The following is a 22,272-nucleotide window of genomic DNA, read 5'->3' on the forward strand; positions in this document are numbered from 1 at the left end:
TCAGCGGGACCGGCGCCGGGTCAGCCCCACGCCGACGAGGCAGATGGCGCCGCCGACCAGTCCCCAGACCGTGGGGATCTCGCCGAGCACCAGCCAGGAGATCAGGATCGTGGTGCCGGGCACCAGGTAGGTGGTGGCGGCCAGCCGGCCGGCGTCGATCAGGGACAGCGCATAGGCCCAGGTGGTGAACGCGACGGCGGTGGGAAAGACGCCGAGGTAGGCAAGTCCCAGGGTGGCCGGCAGCGGGGCCGCCTGCAGTTCGGAGACCAGCTGGCCGCTGAAGGGCAGGCAGCAGACGGCCCCGACCATGATCCCGAACCAGGTGGCCTGGGCCGCGGGGAATTTCCGCAGCACGGGCTTCTGCACGATGACACTCACCGCGGCGAGGGCGGCCGCCAGCAGGCAGAGCAGCACCCCGGCGACGTCCGCCGTCGACCGCTGGCCGGAGCCGAGCGCGATCAACGCGACCCCGCCGAACGCGACGAGGCTGCCGATAATCAGCCAGCGCGGGAAGCCCTCCTTGAGGATGACGCCGGCCATGATGGCGACCAGGATCGGGTTGACGTTGATCAGCAGGGCGGCCGTGCCGGCATCGAGGAGGTGTTCGGCGGCGTTTAGCGCCACGTTGTAGCCGCCGAACCACATGACGCCGTAGGCCAGGATGGGCCACCATTCCCGGCCCCGGGGGATACTGCCGGGCCTGCGGTTCTTGCTCAGTTGGGGCAGCACCACAAGGCCGAGCACGACGGCGGCAATCGCCAGCCGGCCCAGGGTCAGGGAACCGGGGGAGAAGCTGGGACCGACGGCCCGGATGCCCACAAAGGCCGACGCCCACAGCACCACGGTGACTACCACGGCGGCGATGCCGAGCCTGCTGATCCGGCCCGGCGGCAGGGCCTGCCTTGCGGCGCGGGCGGCGGGAGCGTGCGGCGGCACGTCGTGGGTGCCGTCCGGGTGGGTGCTGTCCGGGTGCGGGGAGCCTGTCGGGGCGGTTGTGGCCATGCTGCCAATCTAGTCCGCGCAGCGGCCCGGGGACTGGCGGGAATCGGTCACGTCTGCTCGAATTTCTGCCAAAAGCGGCGCGGCCGCCCCTGCGGGCTCACCGGAGCGGGCGTGCGGCGGCCTGGATTGCGGCGGCGACCTCGTCGAGGGCAGCCGATCCGTGCCGCCACTGCTGCCAGTGCAGCGGCACGTCCACGTGCGCCGCGGGGTCCAGGGGGACCAGTGTGCGGCGCCTCAGCTCCTCCGAGACCTCGATTTCCGGGAGCAGTCCCCAGCCCATGCCCCAGCGGATGGCCTCGCCGAACTCGTGGGCGGCCGGGACATAATGCCGGGGCGGCTGGAGTGCTTTGCGGCTCACGGAGCGCAGGTACCGGTCCTGCAGGTCGTCCTTGCGGTCGAAGATGATCACCGGGGCGGCGGCGAGCGCATCCACCGTTGCCCCGCCGGGGAACCACCGGGCGGCGAAGGCCGGGGTGCAGACCGGCAGGTAGCGCATGACTCCCAGGCGCCGGGAGGAACAGCCCGGCGCCGCCTTCGCCGTGGTGGTGATGGCTGCGGCTGCGGCGCCGCTGCGCAGGAGCTCCAACGAGTAGTCCTGGTCCTCTCGCAGGATCTCCAGCTGGACCTTGTCCGCCGCGGCCGCCAGCCCGGGCAGTGCCCAGGTGTGCAGGGAATCGCTGTTGATGACCAGGGTCAGCCGGACACTGGCGGGCTGCGCGCCGGGCTCCAGTTCTTCGGCCAGATCGGCGGAGAGCATGTCGAGCTGCCGCGCGTACCGCACCACCGCCTGGCCGGAGGGGGTGAGTTCAACGGGGCGGGTCCGTTTCAACACCGGCCGGCCGACGGCCACTTCGAGGGCACGGACGCGCTGGCTCACGGCCGAGGCTGTGATCAGAAGGTGGCCGGCGGCTGCCTCGAAGCTTCCGTGGGCCACGATGGCCGCGAGCGTCCGGGCCTGGTCAGGGTGAATGTCGATCATTAGCCCATCTTATGTTGGCCCAGAATGATTAAGTGGCTTCATGTTTCTGAGCCCTCTAGCGTGGAACCCGTGATCCTCTCTTTGCTTTCAGGCCTGGCAAGCGGGCTGTCCCTCATCGTCGCCATCGGTGCGCAGAACGCCTTCGTGCTCCGCCAGGGCGTCCAGCGCTCGCATGTTCTGCTGGTTGTTGCCGTGTGCGCCCTGTCCGACCTTGTGCTGATCGTGCTGGGGGTGGCCGGGGTGGGCGTCCTCATTGAACGGGCCCCCGGTGTTCTCGAGGTCGTGCGCTGGGCGGGTGCCGCCTTCCTCCTGGCCTACGGCGGCATGGCTGCCTTGCGGGCCGTCCGCGGAACGCAGGCGTCCCGGCCGGTGGTCGGACAGAAAGGAACCTGGGCGGCCGCACTGGGGACCAGCCTCGCGCTGACCTGGCTCAACCCCCACGTCTACCTGGACACCGTCCTGCTGCTGGGATCCCTGGCCGGCACGCACGGCCCGGACGGGCGGTGGTGGTTTGCCGGCGGCGCCGGTCTGGGCAGCGTCGCGTGGTTCGCCGCCCTCGGCGCCGGTGCCCGGTTCCTCGCGCCGGTGTTCGCACGGCCGGGCAGCTGGCGTGTGCTCGACGGCGGCATCGCCTTGGTCATGGTCACCCTGGCTGTCATGCTCGTAGCCTGAGCTTGTCAGCCGTCCCGCACGGCACTTCACCACATACTCACGAAGGAAGAGCTCATGTACGTCCCCTCGCATTTCGCCGCCGACCAGGACGCCATACAGGAATTGCTCTCGAACCCGGGGGCAGCCAACCTGGTGACATCGACCGAACGCGGACTCATCGCCACGCTGCTGCCGTTCGTCTATGACCCGGTGGCCGGCGAGCACGGGGCACTGCTGGGCCACGTTGCCCGCAACAACGACCAGTGGCTCTTGCCGGCGCTGGGTGAATCCCTCGTCATCGTCCAGCGCCCCGATGCCTACATTTCCCCGTCCTGGTACCCCTCCAAAGCCGAACATGGCCGCGTGGTTCCCACCTGGAACTACACCACCGCGCACGTCTATGGCCGGCTGGTCATTCATGACGATCCGGCCTGGGTGGAAGGCCTGGTCCGGCGGCTGACCACACTGCATGAGGCGTCGTCGGCCGAGCCCTGGACGGTGGACGATGCGCCGGCACGGTTCGTCGCCGGTCAGCTCCGGGCGATTGTCGGCGTCGAACTTGCCATCACGAGGGTGGAAGCAAAGAGAAAGCTCAGCCAGAACCGGCCGGCCGCCGACATCGACGGCGTCATCGCGGGTTTGCGGGCGAAGGGGGAGCCGGATGTGGCGGACGACGTCGAGCGGGCGCAACAGGTCCCGGGCCGGCGGACCTGAGTGGTTCGGTCAGCGGCGACCGCCCCATTTTGGATAATCCGGGGGTCTGCCCTTATAGTTTTATAGTCCAGTTCGGAGGAACCCGAAAGGACAAAAACGGAAGGCTTCGGCCCTTAATTTTTGTCTTGTTTCAGTGGGTTCAACCGGATGGCGTTCTGGCCCCCATCGTCTAGCGGCCTAGGACACCGCCCTTTCACGGCGGCGGCACGGGTTCGAATCCCGTTGGGGGTACGCAAGGAACTGGTCAAACCGGATGTGAAAGTCTGGTAGGCTAAAGGCCTTGAAAAATTGCAGTAGCGATACTGCAGAGAAGCAAGAAAATAGCAAGGCCCTGTAGCGCAGTTGGTTAGCGCGCCGCCCTGTCACGGCGGAGGTCGCGGGTTCAAGTCCCGTCAGGGTCGCTCTGATTGCCAGAAGAAATTCCGGCTCTCATGGTGACGTGTCACCTAGGCTCTGTAGCTCAGTTGGTAGAGCGTTCGACTGAAAATCGAAAGGTCACCGGATCGACGCCGGTCGGAGCCACCAGCTAAAACCCCGCAGTTCCCAGTGTTTACACGGGAAGGGCGGGGTTTTTTCGTTGGACGATCGTTGCCCCTTTTCAGCCTTGTTCAGGTCGAATTCACCAAGCTCCCGTGCAGACCTCTGGTATTCCCTTGGTAGGATCCTCGCTGTCGTGAGGCCACCCGCGCCGACATGCCAGGGGCTCCGGACCATTGCATGCCGAGGCATGGCCCCCTCGAAGGATCGCGCCCAGGCTTCGCATGCCAGGACAGCGGCTCTCGGTAGTGCCCATTAGCGTGGTGTAACGGCCCGGACCCGGGCGTGTTGCTCCCGGACGTGAGGCGGCCACCGCGTGATTCTTGAAACGACCTACCAAAGTACGTTTCGAAAGAGAGCCCACGCGATGACCGCACCCCATGTTATCGATCCTGCCCGTTTCCTGTCAGAGCAACTCGAGCAGGCCTCCCCGGATCTGATGCGATCCATGCTGACCACCTTCATCAACGCGCTGATGAGCGCCGAAGCGGACGCGGTCTGCGGCGCCGAATACGGTGTCCGCTCCGAGGCCCGGACGAACTCCCGCAACGGGTACCGGCACCGGGACTTCGACACCCGCACCGGCACCCTGGACGTCGCCATTCCCAAGGTCCGGCAAGGCTCCTACTTCCCGGACTGGCTGCTCGAACGCCGCCGCCGGGCAGAGGCCGCACTCACGAGCGTGGTCGCGACCTGTTACCTGCTGGGGGTCTCCACCCGGCGGATGGAAAAACTTGTCGAGACCCTGGGCATCACCCGGCTCTCGAAGTCCCAGGTCTCGGTGATGGCCGCGGACCTCGACGCCCAAGTCGAGGCGTTCCGGACCCGCCCGCTGGACGCCGGCCCGTACACGTTCGTGGCCGCTGACGCCCTGGTCCTGAAAGTCCGCGAAGGCGGGCGCGTCGTCAACGTCCACGCCATGGTCGCCACAGGCGTCAACGCCGACGGGCACCGGGAAGTCCTGGGGATCCAGGCCACCTCCGCCGAGGACGGCGCCGGCTGGCTGGCCTTCTTCCGCGACCTGACCGCCCGCGGCCTGACCGGGGTGAAACTGGTGACCTCCGATGCGCACGCCGGGCTGGTCGCCGCGATCGGCGCGACCCTGCCCGGGGCCGCCTGGCAACGCTGCCGCACGCACTACGCGGCGAACCTCATGGCCGCGACACCCAAGAGCAGCTGGCCGTGGGTGAAAACCCTGCTGCACTCGGTCTACGACCAGCCCGACGCCGCCGGCGTCCAGGCCCAGTTTGACCGGGTTCTGGATGCCCTCGCCGAGAAGCTGCCCCGCGTCGCGGACCACCTCGACGCCGCCCGGGCGGACATTCTCGCGTTCACGCCCTTCCCCAAAGGCCTCTGGCGCCAGGTCTGGTCCAACAACCCGCAGGAACGCCTCAATCGGGAAATCCGGCGCCGCACCGACGTCGTCGGGATCTTCCCCGACCGCACCGCGCTGATCCGGCTCGTCGGCGCCGTCCTCGCCGAACAGCACGATGAATGGATCGAAGCCCGCCGCTATCTCAGCCTGGACCTCATCCAACAATCACAGACCGTCGGCACCGCGCCGGCGCCCACCACGGAACAGGAGGAAACCAACCCCGAACTGGCGCTCAGCGCCTAACCAAAATCAAGAATCACGCGGCAACCGCGTTACACCACGCAAATGGACTTGACCGCGGCTCTCGTCGCGTATCACCCTTGATCGAAGCGTCCTCTGACGACCGTGAAGGCGAGCTGGACATGCGGTTGGTGGATTCCGTCATGACTCCAGCGGGCGTGACCAAGGTCAGCGCGCGGCTGAGCTGCTGGCCAACTAGGACGGCATCTGCAGCGGCCCGGTGACACGGGAGTCGGACGGGTACGCGGTGCCTCTAGATCGGCTTCTGCGACCCCGGGGCCCCTCGGAACGCTGGAAACGCTCAATGTCGGATGTTGGCCCTAGTCTTACATCGGCTCTCAAATCTGTGGGCCGACGTGTGGCAAGAGTTCCGTCGCTCGTGACGTGACAAGGAGTACATGTGCTCAGGAGGACTGTCATGGCCGGTCAGCTGGTCGAGGTGGAGGGACGCTCGATCTCAGCAGCATCTTCGAGCTTGATCTGATAGCGGAACTACAGCTGCGGGCTCAGGCCCGGGCTCAACAAATGGGGGAATGAATGAAACGACTGATCATAACTGGAGCCGTCGCCGCAATGGGGCTTGCGCTCACCGGTTGTGGCGGGGCGGCGCAAGCTGAGCCGTCTCCGACTCCGACTGACACTAGGACCACGCTGCAGAAGGCGACGTCCGAGTGCATAAAGGGGGCAACCGTCGGGATGGAGCTGATGGACGCAGGCAAGTCGGTGGAGATGCGCACCGCGGGGGAGAAGTCGCCCTACCTGACGGGCCTCAAGCAGGCTGAAGTGGATTGCGTGCTCAAGGCAAGCGGGGCCTCATCCGCCGTCCTGGCCAAGATGGGCAAGACGCGCGCTCTTGACGGAACCCGGACGGATTCCTGGAGCAACTTCGAGGTTTCGTACAGCTACCACCCCAACAGCGGATTTGCTGTCATCCTAGAGGAAAAGTAGCCGGAATCACCCCGGTCGTTACCGTAGTCAAGTGCCCACGTGGAGCCCCGGCCCTGAAAAGCTGGGGTTTTCCATTCTGGCATTCACTTTGCCGGGGGCGGCGGAGAATCTGCACGTGATCATAAACTTGCCGCCTCGTTGGCCGCCGGGAGCACGTACGCTCTGCGCGGCCAAGGTTTTGTTACCATTGCTGCGGCTCGAATGCGTCCAGCCACCCTTGGATTTGGGGCCATGACCGCTTGCGGCGGCTCGGCCGCAGAGTACGCATGATCTTCGGATAATTCGGCGAAATTTGGGAGCGGGTCTCCGGTCCGTCACTGAGGGGCTGGACACGACCTTTCCCATGGGGACCGCGATGCTGACGTGGGTTGTGGAACAACGTACGGGACGGCCAGGTTACGCGTCGGCTGCGGTTCGCGGTTAGCGGGAGAGCGTCCTAGGATCGCTGTTCCGGTTCTAAGAAGGTCCCGACGTCGATTGATGAGCCAGGTCGCCAAGGCCCGATCGCGGGCTGCGGGGGACTTGGATGAGGGGAGGCGGCCTTCGGCTTTGTAGAGGGCGAGGGTGTCGCGGAGGTTTTGCAGCGGTGATGCGGGTGGTCCGTGTGGGGCGGGTGGCGTTGCGGTGGTCGTCCCTTAGAGGCGGTTCGGCCTTGGCTGCCATGGCCAAGTGGTAGCGGACGGTGCTTTTTGGGCGGCCCCGGCGGTTGCGGCGATCTGGGTGCTGCTGAGGCCTTGCCGGTCTATCTCATGTTTAATGAGGGCTATTCGGCTACCGGCGGCAGCACCTTGATCCGCGGGTCTCTGGTCCGGGAAGCGATTCGCCTCGCCCGGTTGCTGATTGTGGTGCTCGAGGGTTCTCCGCAAGAGCCCGAGTCTCTGGGACTGCTGGCGCTAATGCTGTTCCACGACGCCCGGCGACGGGCGCGGACAGACGCCGCAGGGGCCCTGGTGACACTGGAAGAGCAGGACCGCGGATCCCGGAACCATTCTGCGATTGCCGAAGCTGCCGCGTTGCTGGCGGTCGCCGATAACCTGGACATCTCCCGCCATCGCGGCATGCCACATGACTATTTGTAAGGAAGTCAGCATGGCCAGGCGGGACATCTTATACATCAGGGTCAGGCTCGCGCGGAGCTTGGTGAAGTCGATGAGGACAAAGGTTGTCCCGCTCGAGTTGTCTAAGGAACAGCTGGTCAACTAGCAGAACCGAGGCCAGAACTCGAATAAGTTCCGGCCTCGGGTTTGCACTTTAGACGGTGCTCAGTGGGGTTCTGTTCTTGACCTACCCATATCGGCCGGCTGAACTCCGGATCTGGTGGTATGGCCCTTAGTGCGCGGCTTCGTACTTTTCCATGATGTCAGCCTGGATGCGGCCGCGGGTATTGACTGGCAGTCCTTGGTCTGCTGCCCAGAGCCGGACTTCGCGGGCGTTGGAGGAAGAAGGACGAGCTGTCCGAGCCCGCCCGCCGGTCTTCCTGGCCGCTTTGGTGTAGCGGCTGAATACTTCACGCAGTTCGCTTGCATGAGCATCATTGAGATCGATTGCATATTCGACGCCGTCGAGGGCAAACGAGAGTGTCTCACTTGCTTTGGAGCCGTCGAAGTCGTCTTCTAAAAGGGTTACTACTCTTTGTGCCATAAGAAAAGCATAGGTCTTCGAGGTTGTCTGCTCAGAGGCACGGGACTCCAATAACGTCGTACAGGTACTGTTCCGCGACGACCGGTATCCCATACAGGCGTGCCTTTGCGGCTTTTCCGGAGAGGCTGTCGGGATCTGCTGCGACGACGAGATCGGTCTTTTTGGTGGCTCTGTCTGCTACGTTGTAGCCCATTTCGGTGAGGAACCCCGCTAACTCGTTGCGTTCTCTCGTCATTGCCCCTGTCAGTACGATGACGGCGCCGTGCCGGATTGCTCTCGGAGGTTGAGCCGGCGAAGCATCAGTCGTCGGGGCAGGAGGCTCTGAAAGGTTGACGTCCACGAAGTCTCTTTCAACCGCCAGGAGATCCGCGGCTGTGTAAAGGTCTCCTCGTTCTTGGGCTGTTATAACTCCATCGGCCCACGCGGCCCTGACGAGCTGTTCGAGGTAGTAGATGTGAAGGGTCCGGCAGCGCTCCTGACTGATGCCGAGTTCATCGGCGACACGTAGCAGGGCGCGTGTCTCATGGACGGAAAGCTGCAAATCAAGCATGGCCTGTGAAAGTAGCGCCAGATACTGGTCGTGTTCTTCAGGTCCGGTGAATTCGGGCATATGCGAAGTAATTCGGGACAGGAAGTGCTTTTCGACGCGGTTACCGGTCGCCCGGATCACGGGGGAGAACGGCCGGGGACTTGCAGCGTACGAGGGCCAGGAGATGCTTCGGGCAGTCTCCAGTGCCCGGGTCCAGTCATGGCGGTCAGGGTCCATATCGATGTAGCGGCCAAGAAGGCCCGCGGCGGCCATGGCGTCATCGCCGGCGCAGTGGGCCCGATCATTGGCGACACTGAGGAACTCGCAGCAATGAGCCAGAGAGCGGGCATTTCCGATGACGAAATCGTGGGCGAGGCGCATGGTGCACAATCCGCCGAGGAACGCTTCCGGTAGTGACAGATCAGCCTTACGGAATTCGTGAGCGAGGAAAGCTGCATCGAAACTCAGATTGTGGGCGACCATGATGCTTCCCTGAAGTACTTCCGCCAGGGCCGGAGCGACTTGGCTGAAGGTTGGGGCATCGAGGATGTCGGCGGCCCGGATGCCGTGAATTCGCTGCGGGCCGAGATCTCGTCCCGGATTGACCAGGGTTTCCCACCGGTCAACGATCCGGCCCGCAGCGTCTACCCGTACGACACCGATCTCTGCGACGCGGTGGTTCATCGCAGTGAACACCCCGGTCGTTTCCACGTCCACAACGGCGAACATCGGCTCAGGCACTTGGCGCTCCTACCGCCGTCGCGGGAACTGGCCAGGAACGAACCGCCGAACCACCGACGCCGTTGAAGTACTTTCGGGACGCGCGCGAGCGGTCATTTTCGATCTCCAGCCAATAATTCAGGAGTTGGATGCACCCGTTGGCGACCCGAAGTGCTTCCGTATTCACTGGCTCGACACATTCCACCGAGCTTGCCCAGACTGAGGGGAGTGGTGGCGCCGGCCAATCGATGTCCTGAAGCGGACCTTGTCGCTGGTATTCCGGAAGGGGTTCGCCGGCGGCGCGGGCCTTCTTGCGTGCTTGAACCTTGTGGGAGTTGTGGGAGGCCCGTCGGTCATTTTCTGCCCAGAACAGGTCCTGGAGCAGATCTACCCAGGACGTGCAGTCGCTGACAAAGACTTCCGGATCGAACTCCGGCGTTTCCAGCACAACCGCTTCCGTGCAATGCTTCCGGGCCCGCGAAGTCAGAAGAACGGGACGCTTATACGAGAGGCTGCGAAATGCCCTCTCATCAAAACCGTCAGTAACTACGGCATTCGTGGCAGATGCTCTCAGTGAACCAGTCAGGGACATTGCTGAAACCTGCCAGATAGCCCATTTGTCTTCGTGGATATCGAGGACCGCAATTCCGTGTACGACAGTTTCAGATGTCGGCATCTATTCCCCCATGGTTGAGACCTGTGCTCATCCTAAGCCTAGGAAACTGCAGAGAACGGCCAGTATGAAAAATGACGCGCAGGTCTTCCCAGTAGTCGGCATGCCCGGGGGCTCATCTTTCCGGTTCGAAGATCCAACGCTCAGCACCGAAGAGTCCGGTAACGATCTTCGTTTAGAAAGAGCGGAGGGCAAGGTTTCCTCGATTCCGAGCCGCACGCCTCAATGTCGCACCCTCAAGTTACGCTCCGCTCATGACTGTAGATTCAGTAATTTCAGGAGCCCTCGAATGGTCCGACTCTTCGTTGGGCGATGGCGTTCTTGATGGCGTTCTCACTGGGGTTATCGTTGCCGGGGTATTTTCTCTGCCACGCCTCATCCGTCGCTTCATTCGCGGCGTCATCAGTGCCCCGGAGCGGATGCTAATGGGTGCCTTGAACATCATCGATCGAAGGACCTCATCCAGGAATCAGGGCTTGCTGTAAGGAGACACTCAGCTTGTCTTGGTAATCATTCGCACGGACGGCTGCGGTAATTCTGGAGTTCCAGGGTGGCGCAGTTGGCATGCTGTCGTATTCTGAACCAACAAGCGAGTTACTTCGCTGATATCCCTCAGGAATTAGGCTTAGCTTCCGGTATTGAGAAGAGGGTAGGGCCATGTAGGTCGAAGCCGGCCAGTAGGGGCGATGGCGCCCGGGTCGTGTATGAATGGAGAGGTTGTTGGGTGCGGGTTTCGAGCCGGCGCGATTTGGGGAGTGGATGAGCTCGTGACCATGTTTGATAGTTGGTGCTTAAACGGGGGGCTGACCTCGATCGCCGGCCAAGCAGTTGGCAAGGTAGTCGGCAAGATCGACTCTCATGACGACGCCACGGGCGTCGAGATCGTAGCTGCCAAGCTTCCTGATGCCTACGCCGACACGACGGCTCTCGCGTTGATCGCTGAGCGGCATGGAAAGCCTGGGCTGGCGACTTTTCTCCGCCATCGGCTTCCAACGAAGAAGAGCGCTCGATCCGGCGATATGGGTGAGATCCTGGCAACGGCGTATCTCGCCGAGGAGCACGGTTACGTCGTCGGGCCTAGTCGACTCATCGACCGAGACCACCAAGAGTGGGCGATGAGAGGTGACGACGTGCTGGCCGCCAAGATTCATGACGGCTCAAAGTTGCACCTCGTCAAAGCCGAAGCCAAGAGTCGCATTACCCTCGGTGAAGCAACAGTCAAGGAAGCCAGAGAGGGGCTCGCCCGGAACGACGAAATGCCGTCCCCACATTCGCTGTCCCAGTTCGCTACCCGACTCCTGAAGACATCTGATCGCGAGATTGGTGAGGCCGTGCTCGACGTGCAGCTGACTGACGGGGTGAGGTCGGACCGCGTAGGTCATCTGATGTTTCTGCTAACGGGTGGCGACCCAAGCGCTCACGTGGGCGCAGATCTCAACGCATACTCTGGCACGGTTCCCCAGCTGACAGTCACGCTCCGAGTCCAGTATCACCAAAAGTTCATCAACGACGCTTACGACAAGGTAGTCGCCGATGTCCCGTGACGCACAAGCTCTAGTCGCTGCTCTCAACGCCGCCACAGACGCGGGCTTCCGTAGTCGCCTATTGGCCCGCGGACAGGCCCAGTCAATGATTCGCCGGGACGGCGTGCTTCCGAACGGCTCGCCGGAGTTCAGCCCCCTCCTCGACGCCGACCTCCTCAACTATGGCTACGCGCTACTCGCCGACGGAATGGACCTACTCGAGGAGTTAGAAGCAGACGGCGACGGCGAAACGACCAGCCAAGTCGAGGTCGCCCGGCTAGCGTTCATTCAGAGCTCATACGCTTTGGAAGCGGCCACTCGCAACGCCGCGGACGTTTCCGACAAGATGTTTCATCGACTCATCGCGGGTGCGGCTAGCCATCTCGGTGGTTACGCCGCCCGTGCATTCTCGCTGATGGAAGGGAGTCGGGAATCCGGCCAGTTGACGCCTATGGAGCTCACCCTGGCTGACCTGACAATGCGCAATCTCGGCGCCATCGAGGAACGAACACGGCTGCTGCGCTCTTCCGAAAAAGTCTCTGACGACTCCCTGCTCGCATCCCTCTCCGATGAGGACACCCGTGAGGTGGATACGCTCGGCCCCATCGCCCTGCTGCTCAGCGAGAACTACCTCTCGGCCGTGTGCGCAGGTCTCTTTGCAATTGAGGTCGGTGACCGGGAACTTCTGGACAACGCATTGGAGGATGTGACCCTGGGTGAGCGGGCCTCAATGGACGTTAGCGCTCCCGGACCCTGGTGGGTGTATAGGCTCACTCGTCGGATGCTCGGCGACTTGTTCGCCACCAGCATCGACACTAACGTTCCGGTCGACCCGCCAATTGGCGGCGGGGGCGAGGTCCCCCGTTGGCGTTACTTGCGCCGTACTTTCATTGAAAATCTCCTTGCACGAGAACGGTCCGAGATCGATTTATGGCCGTCGCAGCTCCACGTCGTGGACCGCATTTTCGCCGATGCGCGCGACCTAGTCGTCGCCCTTCCGACCAGCGCTGGCAAGACTCGCATTGCCGAACTATCCATACTGGCGTGCCTGGCACAGAGGCGGCGTACCGTCTACGTCACCCCGCTCCGGGCTCTCTCTGCCCAAACTGAGCAGGTCCTGACGAGGACGTTCAGTCCTCTCGGCGTGCGAGTGTCGTCCCTGTACGGCAGCGCGGGAATCAGCGACGTAGACGACGACGCGTTGCGCTCCAGCGAGATAGTTGTCGCCACCCCGGAGAAGTTGGACTTCGCGCTTCGGTCCGATCCCTCTGTGTTGGACGACGTCGGGCTGGTCGTTCTTGACGAGGGCCACATGATCGGCGCGTCTGAGCGCGAGGTGCGCTATGAGGCCCAGATTCAGAGGCTCTTGCGGCGCCCCGACGCTTCAACCCGTCGGATCGTCTGTCTGTCCGCCGTGTTCCCTTCCGGTACAGATTTGGAGGACTTCGTTGCTTGGATCACCGACGACGACCCGAAGGGCCTGCACCACGAGACTTGGCGCCCGACCCTGCAGCGGTTCGGCCTCGTTGAGTGGCAAGGCGACCATGCGCGGCTGGCGATCACCCTCGGGTCTGACCAGCCGTTCATCCCCCGCTACTTCGAGGCACGTCGACCTACCGGGAGGCGCAAGAGGCAGTTTCCCGCGGACCAGCGCGAGTTGGTGATCGCGACAGCATGGCGCTTGGTCGATGAGGGCCAAACCGTTCTTGTCTTCTGCCCGCAGCGCAACTCGGTTGAACCCTATGCGCGCAAAATCATCGATTTACACAATCGAGGCCTCATCACCACCGTCCTGCCTGATCACGTCGACCTAAGCGGAGCGCTCGTTGTAGGAGCGGAGTGGTTCGGCGCCGATCACCCGATTCTGAAGTGTCTCGAGCTCGGCGTCGCCATTCACCACGGAGCCCTTCCGGCGCCGTTCCGCAGGGAAGTGGAGAAGCTCCTCCACGATGGCAAGTTGAAAGTCACTATCGCCTCACCGACGCTTGCCCAGGGACTCAACCTGTCGGCGTCGGCAGTGCTGTTCCATGGTCTCAAACGTGGCCGCGAATTGATGAAGGGCTCCGATTTTTCCAACGTCATCGGTCGTGCCGGGCGCGCGTTCGTCGACACCGAGGGACTGGTGCTCTACCCGATCTTCGAGCCGCAACCCCGCCAACGCCAAAATTTACGGCGGGAATGGCTGCAGTTAACGCAAGGTGAGGGAGGTAAGGCGCTCGACTCGGGACTCATCCAGGTCGGCCTTACGCTGCTCAAGCGCATGTACGCCTCGCGCGGGGCCGGACCCATCGAGCCCTTCCTGGACTACCTGACAGGTGGGCCGGACTGGAGCCTTCCAGTCCTGCAGCAGGAGCCAACTCCAGACCAGGTGAAAGCCGCGGCCACGTGGAGATCCAACCTCTCATTGCTGGATATCGGAATTCTCAGCATCATTGGGGACGGCGCTTACGACTCCGACCCGGACGCTGCTACGCAGGTCCTCTCCGATGCTCTTGTTGACTCGCTGTGGGAGCGCCAGCTACGCCGCGGAGAAATCGGCACCGCCACGGCCGTTCGTGAATTAGTCATGGGTCGGGTCCGACATCTATGGCGCACATCCACGCCGTCTCAACGCCGCGGCTGGTATCTCGCTGGGCTGGGAGCCGACGCCGGGGCGAGCCTGTCCGCGATCTCAGGGCATGTGATCGACCTGCTGGACCAAGTCGAAGTCGACCTCGTCGATGACGATCACGTCGCTGCGGCCGATCGTCTCGTCGAGATCGCTAATGCCGTCTTTAGCCTGGACACATTCGCCCCGGAAGTCTTGGTTGACGACTGGAGCGGCGTGCTTCGTCAGTGGGTCCAAGGACTGAGTCTTGCGGACCTCCCGGGGGATCGCGTCGCGATCGCGCGATTCATCGAATCAGGGCTGGTCTATGGATTGGTCTGGGGCATGGAAGCCGCCCGGGTCTTCGAGACAGCCCAAGGCAATGTCCTCGCCGAGACGTTGAATGGTGCAGCCGTGACCGCAATCGAAACCGGGACTTTTAACTGGTCGGCATCGGTCCTCATCCGTTCTGGCTTCGACCATCGACTTGCCGCTGTAAACGCCGTCGTCAGCACTGGAGCCGACTTCAACTCGGCGGCAGACATGCGCCAATGGATAGACGACCTCGACCCCACATACGCATCGAACGAAACGTGGCCAGGCCGTGAATCTCGGTCGGCGTGGGAGGAGTTTGCGTCGCACGTCCGCCGACCGAGATTCCGGCAATGGACGCGTACAGATGAAGACATTGAAGATGTGGCTCTCCTGACGTGAATGTGGGTTCGGTTATGTCTGGTATGGGAGTTTGATTTCGACGGGTCCGCAGGCGAGCATGATCAGGGCGAGGGCGGCTTCGGGGGTGTGGAATCCGTAGGATCTGCGGGTCATGGTGCGGATCTTGTTGTTCAGTCCTTCGTGGCGGCCGTTGGAGAGTTTCCTGGTGACTGCTGCGTGGATCCCTTGGGTGTGGGATCGGATCGTGGCGGCGGCCCTGGCGAACTCGCGGATGTTGGATTTGGCGGCGAGGTCGCACCAGGTGGTGATCATCTCCATCACGTCATCGGGGTTGAGGTCGCCGGCGAAGACCTCCCGGAGGGATTCCTTGAGCTGGTAGGCGTCCCAGAGCAGCCCTCCGGTGCGTTCGAGCCCGGCCAGGGTGGCTTGTTGTTTTTCGGTGAGGTTCTGCGGGTTTTTCAGCAGCACCCAGCGGGTTCCTTTGAACTTCTTCGCGATGTCCTGATCGGGCAGCTCACGGGTCCGTTGCCAGATGGAACGGCGGAAGGCTTCCAGCGCGTTGGTGGCGACCTGGATGACGTGGAACGGGTCGTAGCAGATGACCGCGCCGGGTGCGTTGGTCTTCACGGACTTGGCAAAAGCCGGGCCCATGTCCATGCTGACGGCCTCTATCGCCGCCGTGTTCACCGGTCCGATCTCCTTGAAGAATCCATCCAGTGTCGCCGCGTTCTTTCCCGGTGCGCCCCAGACGATCTTCGAGGTGGCGTGGTCCGAGACGAGGGTCAGGTAGCGGTGGTGTTTGCGCCAGGAAATCTCATCCACGCCGATATTGACCAGGCCTTCGAAGCGGCTCTCATCGAGTTGTTCGGCCACGACGCGTTCACAGATCGCCCCGACGGTCCGCCACGCTATCCGGGCGAAGGTGGACACCGTGGTCTTGTCCGCACGGGTGACCAGCCAGGCGATCATGTCCTCAAATTCCGTGCTGAACCGGGAGCCGGGCCGGGCGAACGGCACGCCCTGCACCACGACGCCGTGGCTGGGGCAGACCAGCCGCCGGCGGAGCATTGTGAGCACCAGGACCCTGCCGGCGAAATCCAGATGCCGCCACGACGATTCCGCCCACCGGGTGTCATACCCGGCCATCGTTGAGTAGCTGCAGTGCGGGCAGTCCAGGCGCTTGCGGGCCTTCAACGCCACCCGCACCAGCAGCGGACCCCCGGCGCCAGGATCAACGTCAACAACCCGGACCCCGGCCAGATTCAAGACGCCGTTGAGTAGAGTAGTAGCACGCATGGGTAGCTCCGAAATTTGGACAGTGTGAGAACTCCCAAATCTACCGGGCTACCCATGCCTCATAACACGCAAACCCTGACCCACACTTACGTCAGGAGAGCCGAAGATGTTAGGTGGCATGGAGATGTGCCTGCCCAAAAAACCTGGCTCCGGGCCACCGTCCGGGACGCAAACACTATCCAAATCTGGACGCCTGGCTTTGACCTCCTCGGCGAGGCCAATGTCCGAATAAACCCCGAGCGACTCGGGATTCTTCGCGCCCAACGTACGCCGCACTCTCAAGGGATCCGTTTGAAGTATCGCGGCCCCCGGGACCTCTTCCCTTCCACAGGCTCAGAGAGTTCGGGCCAGCCCCATTAGCACGCTCTTACTTACGGGGTGCGAAGTCCCCTTTTTAGACCACGCCGCCTTCTGAACTCGCCTGCTGCAACCTGGTCAGCTCAGATGAAGTGTCGTAGTTGATCAGTCGCCCAGACGTCGTCCATACAAGTACTGCGCAAGGCTCCTAGCTGGGCCGAGACCGGGGTGAAGGCTCACTCACTACCATCTCGGTCAGATGACAACGGTCGGTGCTTAAGCCGAACCAAGAAGCATCGCAACATCAGCGATTTCTATCAGCTGAAGTGATGCCGACTCTGTTCATCTAGTCACATATCTCGCTGCACTCAAGGCGTTACAAGTCCCGGACGAGACTTTCCGGGGTAGGGCGGAACAAGAAGAATGATCACCGACACGACGGCGAGTCCGGCATGACCAGTCCCGCACCGATCCGAATTGTTCCATCCCGCGCCGAAGTTTCCATGAACCACTGTCAGGGAGACTTCGTCCCCTTGACGGTTCCGCATAGCATCTCAGGTGATCTCCGCCGGAGACAACATCCAAGTGTCTGCCAGCGCCTACGATCGCTTGGGCTGGTACTTCCGTAAGAAGCTCGTTTGGGGGGAGGACGTAGTTGACCGAAAACTGATCGATCTTCGGAATACAGTCCGATCGGCCGCCAACAAACCGACACTCCCCAAACGAAAAGCGACCTTCAATCCCTAGACTCAAGCGGTCCTGTTAGGCCTTGCATTCGGACAACCCACTCTCGATAGTCCGGATAAGAAGACGCGCACGAGCTGCCGCATGACCGGTTCGGGGTCTTCCATCAGCTCGGAGAGACGGCGGCAGACCTGCTGCAGGGTCGGCAGTGCGAACTCGGGTCGGATTCTTTCCCACGTGTGATCGCTGATGGGTTGGCGGTTCAATTTTCGGTGGCCTCGTGGCAGTCGCTGATGCTGTCCAGGAGCCACTGCGTGGAGAGAGGTTCCCGGCGGAGCATCACGGTTCGAAGAGCGGAGCTGGAATCGGTCCGTACCTGGACCCGCCAGAATTCGATGCTGACCAGGTCGCCGCTACCTACGGCGGCGGTGCGTCGGGTGTCCCACCAGGCGTCCCGTCCGAACCAGTGCTGAGACTCCGTGTCGGGATCGACAAGCCAGATCCGTCCGTCGTGGCGGATGGCGAGGGGTTTGCCTGCCGGGTCGGTCCGGACCTGAAAGTCGTTGGTTTGGGTGGGCGCTTCGATGGTGGTGGTCATGGGGTACGTTCTTTCGTGGTGCGGTCGTGCGGGTGAAGTTTGGTTTAGGCGGCTTTGACGAGGGGGAGTTCGTCCCAGTGGGTGGTGTAGCGGGGGGAGAGCATGTCCCGTTTCATGGTCCAGTCCGGCCCGCCGCGGATGCCGCCGTGGCCCAGTCCGATGGATCCGCGCCCGTATCGGCGGGTGATGTCTTCGAGGAGGGTTCCGACGTGGCGTTCCTCGTGCGGGTTCTCGAACAGGGCCAGGGGTGCCTGGTTGCCGCTGGGCCTCAGGTCGGTGACCATGATCCCGGCCCTGGCGTACCGGATGCCCTCGCAGATGCGGGGCAACAGGGCGTGGGCGGCCTTGGTCAGGATCACCGGGTCTGCGGTGGGCATCGGCAGCGGCACGCACACCGAGGGGTAGGAGGTGTCTTTCGGGTTGAAGTGTGAGGTCCCGGCGAACGCGGTGAGGACTTTGGCCTGGAGCCCGTGTTTGGCCAGCCTTGCCGAGGCCTGCTGGCCGTAGACGCTCATGACCTGCCGGATCCCGGCAGCGGTGGTGATCGGGGTGGCGAAGGAGCGGGAGAAGATGAGCTGGTCCCGGCCGATCCGTTCTTCCTCCATCGGGATGCAGGGGGTGCCCTGCAGTTCCAGGACGGTGCGCATCATGACCACGGAGAAGCGGTCCCGGATCATGACCGGATCAGCCCGGGACAGATCAAAGATGGAATGAATCCCTAAGGCGTTGAGGCGTTTGGTCAGCCGCGCGGCGACACCCCAAATCTCAATGACGGACAGGCGGCGCATCAATCCTTCCCTGTCCGGGGCGGGCACGGAGTCCCAGTGGCAGACCCCGTCGAAGGCCGGGTTGTTCTTGGCCCATTTGTTCGCCAGCTTCGCCAGGGTCTTCAACTATGGACTGTTGCATCAGATGTAACTGGCCACCATATGAATCGTGATCTATAGGCACGAACGCGCCCGTTAGGCGTCCCCGTAATCAGCGTACTAGCAGGACAGCCGGTCCGGTTTTTGATGATTGTTGCATCTGTCCATACACTTTCGTATTAGATGCAACATTTTCTGGGGGTCAGTCAGCTCCGCCGGACGTTCGGATCCGACGACGGCGTCGACTTGCTGCGCCCGGAGGAGGCGGTGTACCAGTCGATGCTCGGGTCCTGGGGGCAGCAGCAGCGCAGCCGCAGCCTGGCCTCCGACACGATCGAGAGCCGGGTCCGCATCGTGAGGCGTTTCTCCGACTATGCAGGGTCCTATCCGTGGCAGTGGCAGGCCTCCGATCTGGATGAGTACACAGGGCTCCTTCGGTCCAAGGGCCTGGCCGTATCGACTATCCGCCAGATGCACGGGGCGTTGAGCCTGTTCTGCGATTACCTGACGAGCCCGGCGTACGACTGGGTGGAAATCTGCGAGTCCCAGTTCGGTGACACCCCGTCCCAGATCTGCCTGCCGTGGAACACCACCAAGCATGTGCAGGACTACGAGGGCCACCCTTCGCGGCGCGCGTTGACGTTCGACGAGCTCCAGCAGCTCTTCGACTACGCCGACTCGAGGGTGGAGTCCGCGATGAAGCAGGGCAGGAAGGGGGCGCTGGCGGCGTTCCGCGACGCCCAGATGTTCAAGACCGCCTACGCATTCGGGCTCCGGCGGGCAGAGCTTCGCGGCCTGGACCTGCCCGATCTGCACTTCAACGCGAAGGTCCCTCAATGGGGCCAGTATGCTGCCCTGCACGTGCGCTGGGGAAAGGCGAGCAAGGGCAGCGCACCGAAGCGCCGGACGGTCCTTCTCGTGCCGGAGCTGGCGTGGTGGATCGATGGAATGCGTCAGTGGGTTGAGGATGGCAGGGCCCTGTTCGCCCCCGGTGACCTCCCCGCGATGTGGCCGACCGAGCGCGGGACGCGCGTGTCGCTGGAGTACATCGACCGGCGGTTCACCGCCCTGCGCCGTGAGCTGGGTCTGGACCCTGCGCTGAAGTTGCACTGTCTGCGCCACTCTTATGTGACCCATCTGATCGAGTACGGGTATGCCGATCGCTTTGTCCAGGAGCAAGTCGGCCATCGGCATTCGTCCACGACCTCGATCTACACTTCCGTCAGCGGGGACTTCAAGAACCGGATTTTGGCAGATGCCCTGCGCCGCTTCAAGACACTGGAGGTGCCATGAGCACGGGAATCGAGACTGTCTGGCATTTGCGCCGGATTATGGCCGAGCACGGACTCTTCAAGACCACGGAGCTGATCCCGCTCTTGGAGAAGTATGGGGTCCACTTGTCGCGGGAGCAGGTCTTCCGGCTCGTCACGCAGACACCCGAGCGTGCAAACCTGCACGTGATCGGGGCAGTCTGCGCCGCGCTGGGATGCACTCCTGCGGACCTGATCGAAGTGCGGATTGTGGAGGAGAAAGCCGTCGCGTTGGAACAGACCCGCGGGTCACTCGGAAGCCTTCGGCCAAAACCCGCGCGGATCCACCGCCCGCGTTCGGTTTCACCGGAAGAGTGAGCGCCGCGACCGCGGGTGCGCCCGGGAATCTCGCAGTGATCGTTCGTGCGTGCCAGGCGGCGGTGCCGGAACTGCCGGAGTCGGCCATCATCGCCACCGCCCTGGACTCGGGCGGCCGCAGGGCCCTGACCAGGCTCGCGGGCGAGCTGGTTTCAAGGCCGGACCTGCTCGTCTCGGGCCGATCAGATGCCTCTCCGACCGCCCAGCGTCTGATCCGGGGGCTGCGTGCTCAAGGCTTTGATCGATTGCAGCTGCCTCGGTGCTCGTCCTGCGGGCGGGCAATGTGGCTCTCCCACCGCGACGGCAAGGGCGGCAAGCACTGCGACAAATGCAACCGTGATGCCCGCAACCGGGCGTGCACTTCGTGTGACCAGAGGCGCCCGGGCGGCTACCGGATGCTCGACGGGCAACCGTTCTGCAGGACGTGCTTTCGTCGGGATCCCCGCAGCCGCGAGACGTGCAGCGTCTGCGCGGAGAAAGGGGAGCCCCAGGCCAGAATCGACGCGGGCCCGATCTGCCGACGGTGCTACTCCGCGCCGCCGCTGATCTGCACGCTATGCAGGCGTGAACGCCCCGTCGCCACCAGGCGCGACGACCAGCCGCTCTGCATGAAGTGTTATCAGGCACTCCGCCGCACTCCCCGAACCTGCTCGGGCTGCGGGGAACGACGGATATCGCCCCACCTCAGCGAGCAGGGGCCGATCTGTGCCCCGTGCGCGGGCACGGACCGTTCGGGCGGCTGCGTCGGCTGCGGCGACGACCAGCGCCGGCTCAACGGCATCTACTGCGCCCGGTGCATCATTCCGGGCAAGCTCCGGTCACTCATTTCCGACGGTCAGGGCCGCCCGCACCGCCAACTGTTTGCTCTCGAGCAGTACCTGCTCCGCGACGAGGAGAACGCAGAGGCTGTCCTGTCCTGGATCAGGCGCAGCCCGATGTCCAGGGTCGTCCATGACATGGCAGCGGGGCGTACCCCGATTTCGCTCCGTGCCGTGGCTGAGCTGCCCGCGACGGGCGCCAGTGGCTACCTCGCTGCCTTGCTCATGGAATCCGGGGTGGTCCCGATAGAGAACTTCGACCGGGTCCGTCTGGAGGTGTGGGAGCGGGAGTTCCTCAAAACCCTTGTAAACCCGGACATACGGGCAGTGCTCCACCGGTATGCGGCTTGGATTGTTAACCCGCGCTTCTCCGATAAGGCCCACCTGAGCAGGTCAGACGACAGCCGTCGCCTCGGGGCCTCGAAGGCGCATCTGACCGCTGTGGCAGAGTTGCTGGAGGCGCTCGACGCCCAGGGACTGGATCTCGGCACGGTACCGCAGCGCAGTTTCGATGACTACGTCGTCGCCCGCGGGCGCAAAGGAAAGGAACTCACTCCGTTTGTCCGGTGGGCGCGTTCCCAGCAGCTGACCCGACTGCGCAGCGAATACCTCCAAAGCAGTCCCGGCGCTCCAGCGTTGTCAGAAGACCAGCGCTGGGCATGGGTGAAGGACCTCTTGAACGCGGACGACCTGGGGATCGCCTCGCGCGTGGGGGGACTTCTAATGATCGTCTACGGCATCACGGCAACCCGATCTGTCTCGATCCGGCGCGACGCGGTCGATCTGGCCGGCGGCAGGACGCGGATAACGCTTGGGACCGATCCGATCGAGCTTCCCGACGCGATTGGCGCCCTTGTCCGGCAGTTGATAGATACCGGTCCGGCACTCTCGAAGACGGACAGCATCTGGCTGTTTAACGGCCGCCGCGCGGGCCGCCACCTGACCACGGCTGCATTGAACGGTCCGCTTGCGAAGAGAGGCATCAATCTCCGGGCCGGAAGGAGCGCGGCCCTGCTCAACCTCGCCCGCGATGTCCCGGCGTCCGTGCTGTCCGATCTGCTCGGGATCTCCATTTATGCCGCCGAACGATGGGGCTCCCTTAGCGGCCGAGACTGGGTCGACTATCCCAGGACGCGGCTGACGGAAGTCGGCTCCTCAGTAGTTGGCGAGGCTGGATTATCTGAGGACCGCGGCAGCGATTGGGGCCACAGACGTAATTATGCGGAGGAACCCGCGCTCATAAGCTGCCATCCTTCGGCCGGTGTGTGAGGCCAGAGGACCATCGTGGAGG

General features: G+C 63.3%; 18 protein-coding genes, 3 tRNA genes and 1 pseudogene. 14 read left to right on the plus strand and 8 right to left on the minus strand.

The annotated features are described in order from the left end of the window. Together ASPU41_RS07635 and ASPU41_RS07640 are read right to left on the minus strand one after the other, a co-directional pair. Window positions 1-1,002 (minus strand): DMT family transporter, encoded by a 1,002-nt coding sequence (locus ASPU41_RS07635; protein WP_083266409.1) that lies wholly within the window; start codon window positions 1,000-1,002, stop codon window positions 1-3. Window positions 1,003-1,099: 97 nt separating this feature from the next. Beyond that, window positions 1,100-1,981, minus strand: a complete 882-nt coding sequence (locus ASPU41_RS07640; protein ID WP_069950421.1) for an ArgP/LysG family DNA-binding transcriptional regulator — start codon at window positions 1,979-1,981, stop codon at window positions 1,100-1,102. 69 nt (window positions 1,982-2,050) lie between these two features. Here ASPU41_RS07640 and ASPU41_RS07645 point away from each other — a divergent pair, with 69 nt between their 5' ends. The 8 genes from ASPU41_RS07645 (at window position 2,051) to ASPU41_RS07680 (ending at window position 7,525) form a co-directional block, all read left to right on the plus strand. Then, complete coding sequence (locus ASPU41_RS07645; protein WP_069950422.1) at window positions 2,051-2,653, plus strand: LysE/ArgO family amino acid transporter; 603 nt, start codon at window positions 2,051-2,053, stop codon at window positions 2,651-2,653. Between the two features lie 54 nt (window positions 2,654-2,707). After that, window positions 2,708-3,346 carry an FMN-binding negative transcriptional regulator gene (locus ASPU41_RS07650; protein ID WP_069950423.1) on the plus strand — a complete coding sequence of 213 codons (639 nt, stop codon included), beginning with the start codon at window positions 2,708-2,710 and terminating at the stop codon, window positions 3,344-3,346. A gap of 158 nt (window positions 3,347-3,504) precedes the next feature. Then, window positions 3,505-3,577, plus strand: a tRNA-Glu gene (locus ASPU41_RS07655). 96 nt (window positions 3,578-3,673) lie between these two features. Continuing rightward, window positions 3,674-3,747: transfer RNA gene (locus ASPU41_RS07660), tRNA-Asp, on the plus strand. A gap of 48 nt (window positions 3,748-3,795) precedes the next feature. Beyond that, window positions 3,796-3,871: transfer RNA gene (locus ASPU41_RS07665), tRNA-Phe, on the plus strand. Between the two features lie 379 nt (window positions 3,872-4,250). Continuing rightward, window positions 4,251-5,501 (plus strand): IS256 family transposase, encoded by a 1,251-nt coding sequence (locus ASPU41_RS07670; protein ID WP_069950424.1) that lies wholly within the window; start codon window positions 4,251-4,253, stop codon window positions 5,499-5,501. 702 nt (window positions 5,502-6,203) lie between these two features. Next, entirely contained in the window at window positions 6,204-6,446 is a 243-nt protein-coding gene (locus ASPU41_RS22590) for a hypothetical protein (protein WP_157356958.1), read from the plus strand. Window positions 6,447-7,135: 689 nt separating this feature from the next. Next, window positions 7,136-7,525: a DUF6596 domain-containing protein gene (locus tag ASPU41_RS07680; protein ID WP_069950426.1), complete on the plus strand. Its 390-nt coding sequence runs from the start codon at window positions 7,136-7,138 to the stop codon at window positions 7,523-7,525. A gap of 250 nt (window positions 7,526-7,775) precedes the next feature. Here the strand turns inward: ASPU41_RS07680 and ASPU41_RS21960 are convergent, their stop codons facing one another. The 3 genes from ASPU41_RS21960 to ASPU41_RS07695 are packed head-to-tail and all read right to left on the minus strand — an operon-like array spanning window position 7,776 to window position 10,012. Further along, window positions 7,776-8,087 (minus strand): histone-like nucleoid-structuring protein Lsr2, encoded by a 312-nt coding sequence (locus tag ASPU41_RS21960; RefSeq protein WP_083266675.1) that lies wholly within the window; start codon window positions 8,085-8,087, stop codon window positions 7,776-7,778. 31 nt (window positions 8,088-8,118) lie between these two features. Continuing rightward, on the minus strand, window positions 8,119-9,357 hold the full coding sequence (locus tag ASPU41_RS07690; protein WP_083266410.1) for an exonuclease domain-containing protein: 1,239 nt from the start codon (window positions 9,355-9,357) through the stop codon (window positions 8,119-8,121). After that, entirely contained in the window at window positions 9,350-10,012 is a 663-nt protein-coding gene (locus ASPU41_RS07695; protein ID WP_157356959.1) for a hypothetical protein, read from the minus strand. Before ASPU41_RS07695 ends, ASPU41_RS07690 begins: the two co-directional genes overlap by 8 nt. 251 nt (window positions 10,013-10,263) lie before the next feature. On the opposite strand from ASPU41_RS07695, the gene ASPU41_RS07700 reads away from it, so the two are divergent. The 3 genes from ASPU41_RS07700 to ASPU41_RS07710 all read left to right on the plus strand — a co-directional run bounded on the left by ASPU41_RS07700 (window position 10,264) and on the right by ASPU41_RS07710 (window position 14,833). Continuing rightward, window positions 10,264-10,494 (plus strand): hypothetical protein, encoded by a 231-nt coding sequence (locus tag ASPU41_RS07700; protein ID WP_157356960.1) that lies wholly within the window; start codon window positions 10,264-10,266, stop codon window positions 10,492-10,494. A gap of 288 nt (window positions 10,495-10,782) precedes the next feature. Further along, window positions 10,783-11,553, plus strand: coding sequence for a Hachiman antiphage defense system protein HamA (locus ASPU41_RS07705; RefSeq protein WP_331712774.1), 771 nt, complete (start codon window positions 10,783-10,785; stop codon window positions 11,551-11,553). 85 nt (window positions 11,554-11,638) lie between these two features. Further along, window positions 11,639-14,833 carry a DEAD/DEAH box helicase gene (locus ASPU41_RS07710; RefSeq protein ID WP_197515788.1) on the plus strand — a complete coding sequence of 1,065 codons (3,195 nt, stop codon included), beginning with the start codon at window positions 11,639-11,641 and terminating at the stop codon, window positions 14,831-14,833. Window positions 14,834-14,845: 12 nt separating this feature from the next. Here ASPU41_RS07710 and ASPU41_RS07715 read toward each other — a convergent pair whose 3' ends face one another. The 3 genes and pseudogenes from ASPU41_RS07715 to ASPU41_RS07725 all read right to left on the minus strand — a co-directional run. Further along, on the minus strand, window positions 14,846-16,090 hold the full coding sequence (locus ASPU41_RS07715) for an ISL3 family transposase (RefSeq protein ID WP_069949528.1): 1,245 nt from the start codon (window positions 16,088-16,090) through the stop codon (window positions 14,846-14,848). A 1,243-nt stretch (window positions 16,091-17,333) separates the two neighbouring features. Beyond that, a complete protein-coding gene (locus tag ASPU41_RS07720) occupies window positions 17,334-17,669 on the minus strand; it encodes a hypothetical protein (protein WP_069950431.1) in 336 nt (111 codons plus the stop codon). A gap of 44 nt (window positions 17,670-17,713) precedes the next feature. Beyond that, window positions 17,714-18,559, minus strand: a pseudogene (locus tag ASPU41_RS07725) (DinB/UmuC family translesion DNA polymerase); the annotation flags it as partial. Between the two features lie 159 nt (window positions 18,560-18,718). Between ASPU41_RS07725 and ASPU41_RS07730 the strand changes: the two are divergent. Genes ASPU41_RS07730 through ASPU41_RS07740 form a run of 3 tightly spaced genes read left to right on the plus strand, consistent with a single transcriptional unit; the run spans window position 18,719 to window position 22,250 of the window. Continuing rightward, window positions 18,719-19,828 (plus strand): tyrosine-type recombinase/integrase, encoded by a 1,110-nt coding sequence (locus ASPU41_RS07730; RefSeq protein ID WP_083266413.1) that lies wholly within the window; start codon window positions 18,719-18,721, stop codon window positions 19,826-19,828. Beyond that, window positions 19,825-20,163: a helix-turn-helix domain-containing protein gene (locus tag ASPU41_RS07735; RefSeq protein ID WP_069950432.1), complete on the plus strand. Its 339-nt coding sequence runs from the start codon at window positions 19,825-19,827 to the stop codon at window positions 20,161-20,163. The genes ASPU41_RS07730 and ASPU41_RS07735 overlap by 4 nt, the downstream gene beginning before the upstream one ends. Before the next feature lie 35 nt (window positions 20,164-20,198). Continuing rightward, window positions 20,199-22,250 carry a hypothetical protein gene (locus tag ASPU41_RS07740; protein ID WP_197515789.1) on the plus strand — a complete coding sequence of 684 codons (2,052 nt, stop codon included), beginning with the start codon at window positions 20,199-20,201 and terminating at the stop codon, window positions 22,248-22,250. The last annotated feature ends 22 nt before the right edge of the window (window positions 22,251-22,272 follow it).

This window comes from Arthrobacter sp. U41 (genome assembly GCF_001750145.1).
Lineage (GTDB): Bacteria > Actinomycetota > Actinomycetes > Actinomycetales > Micrococcaceae > Arthrobacter.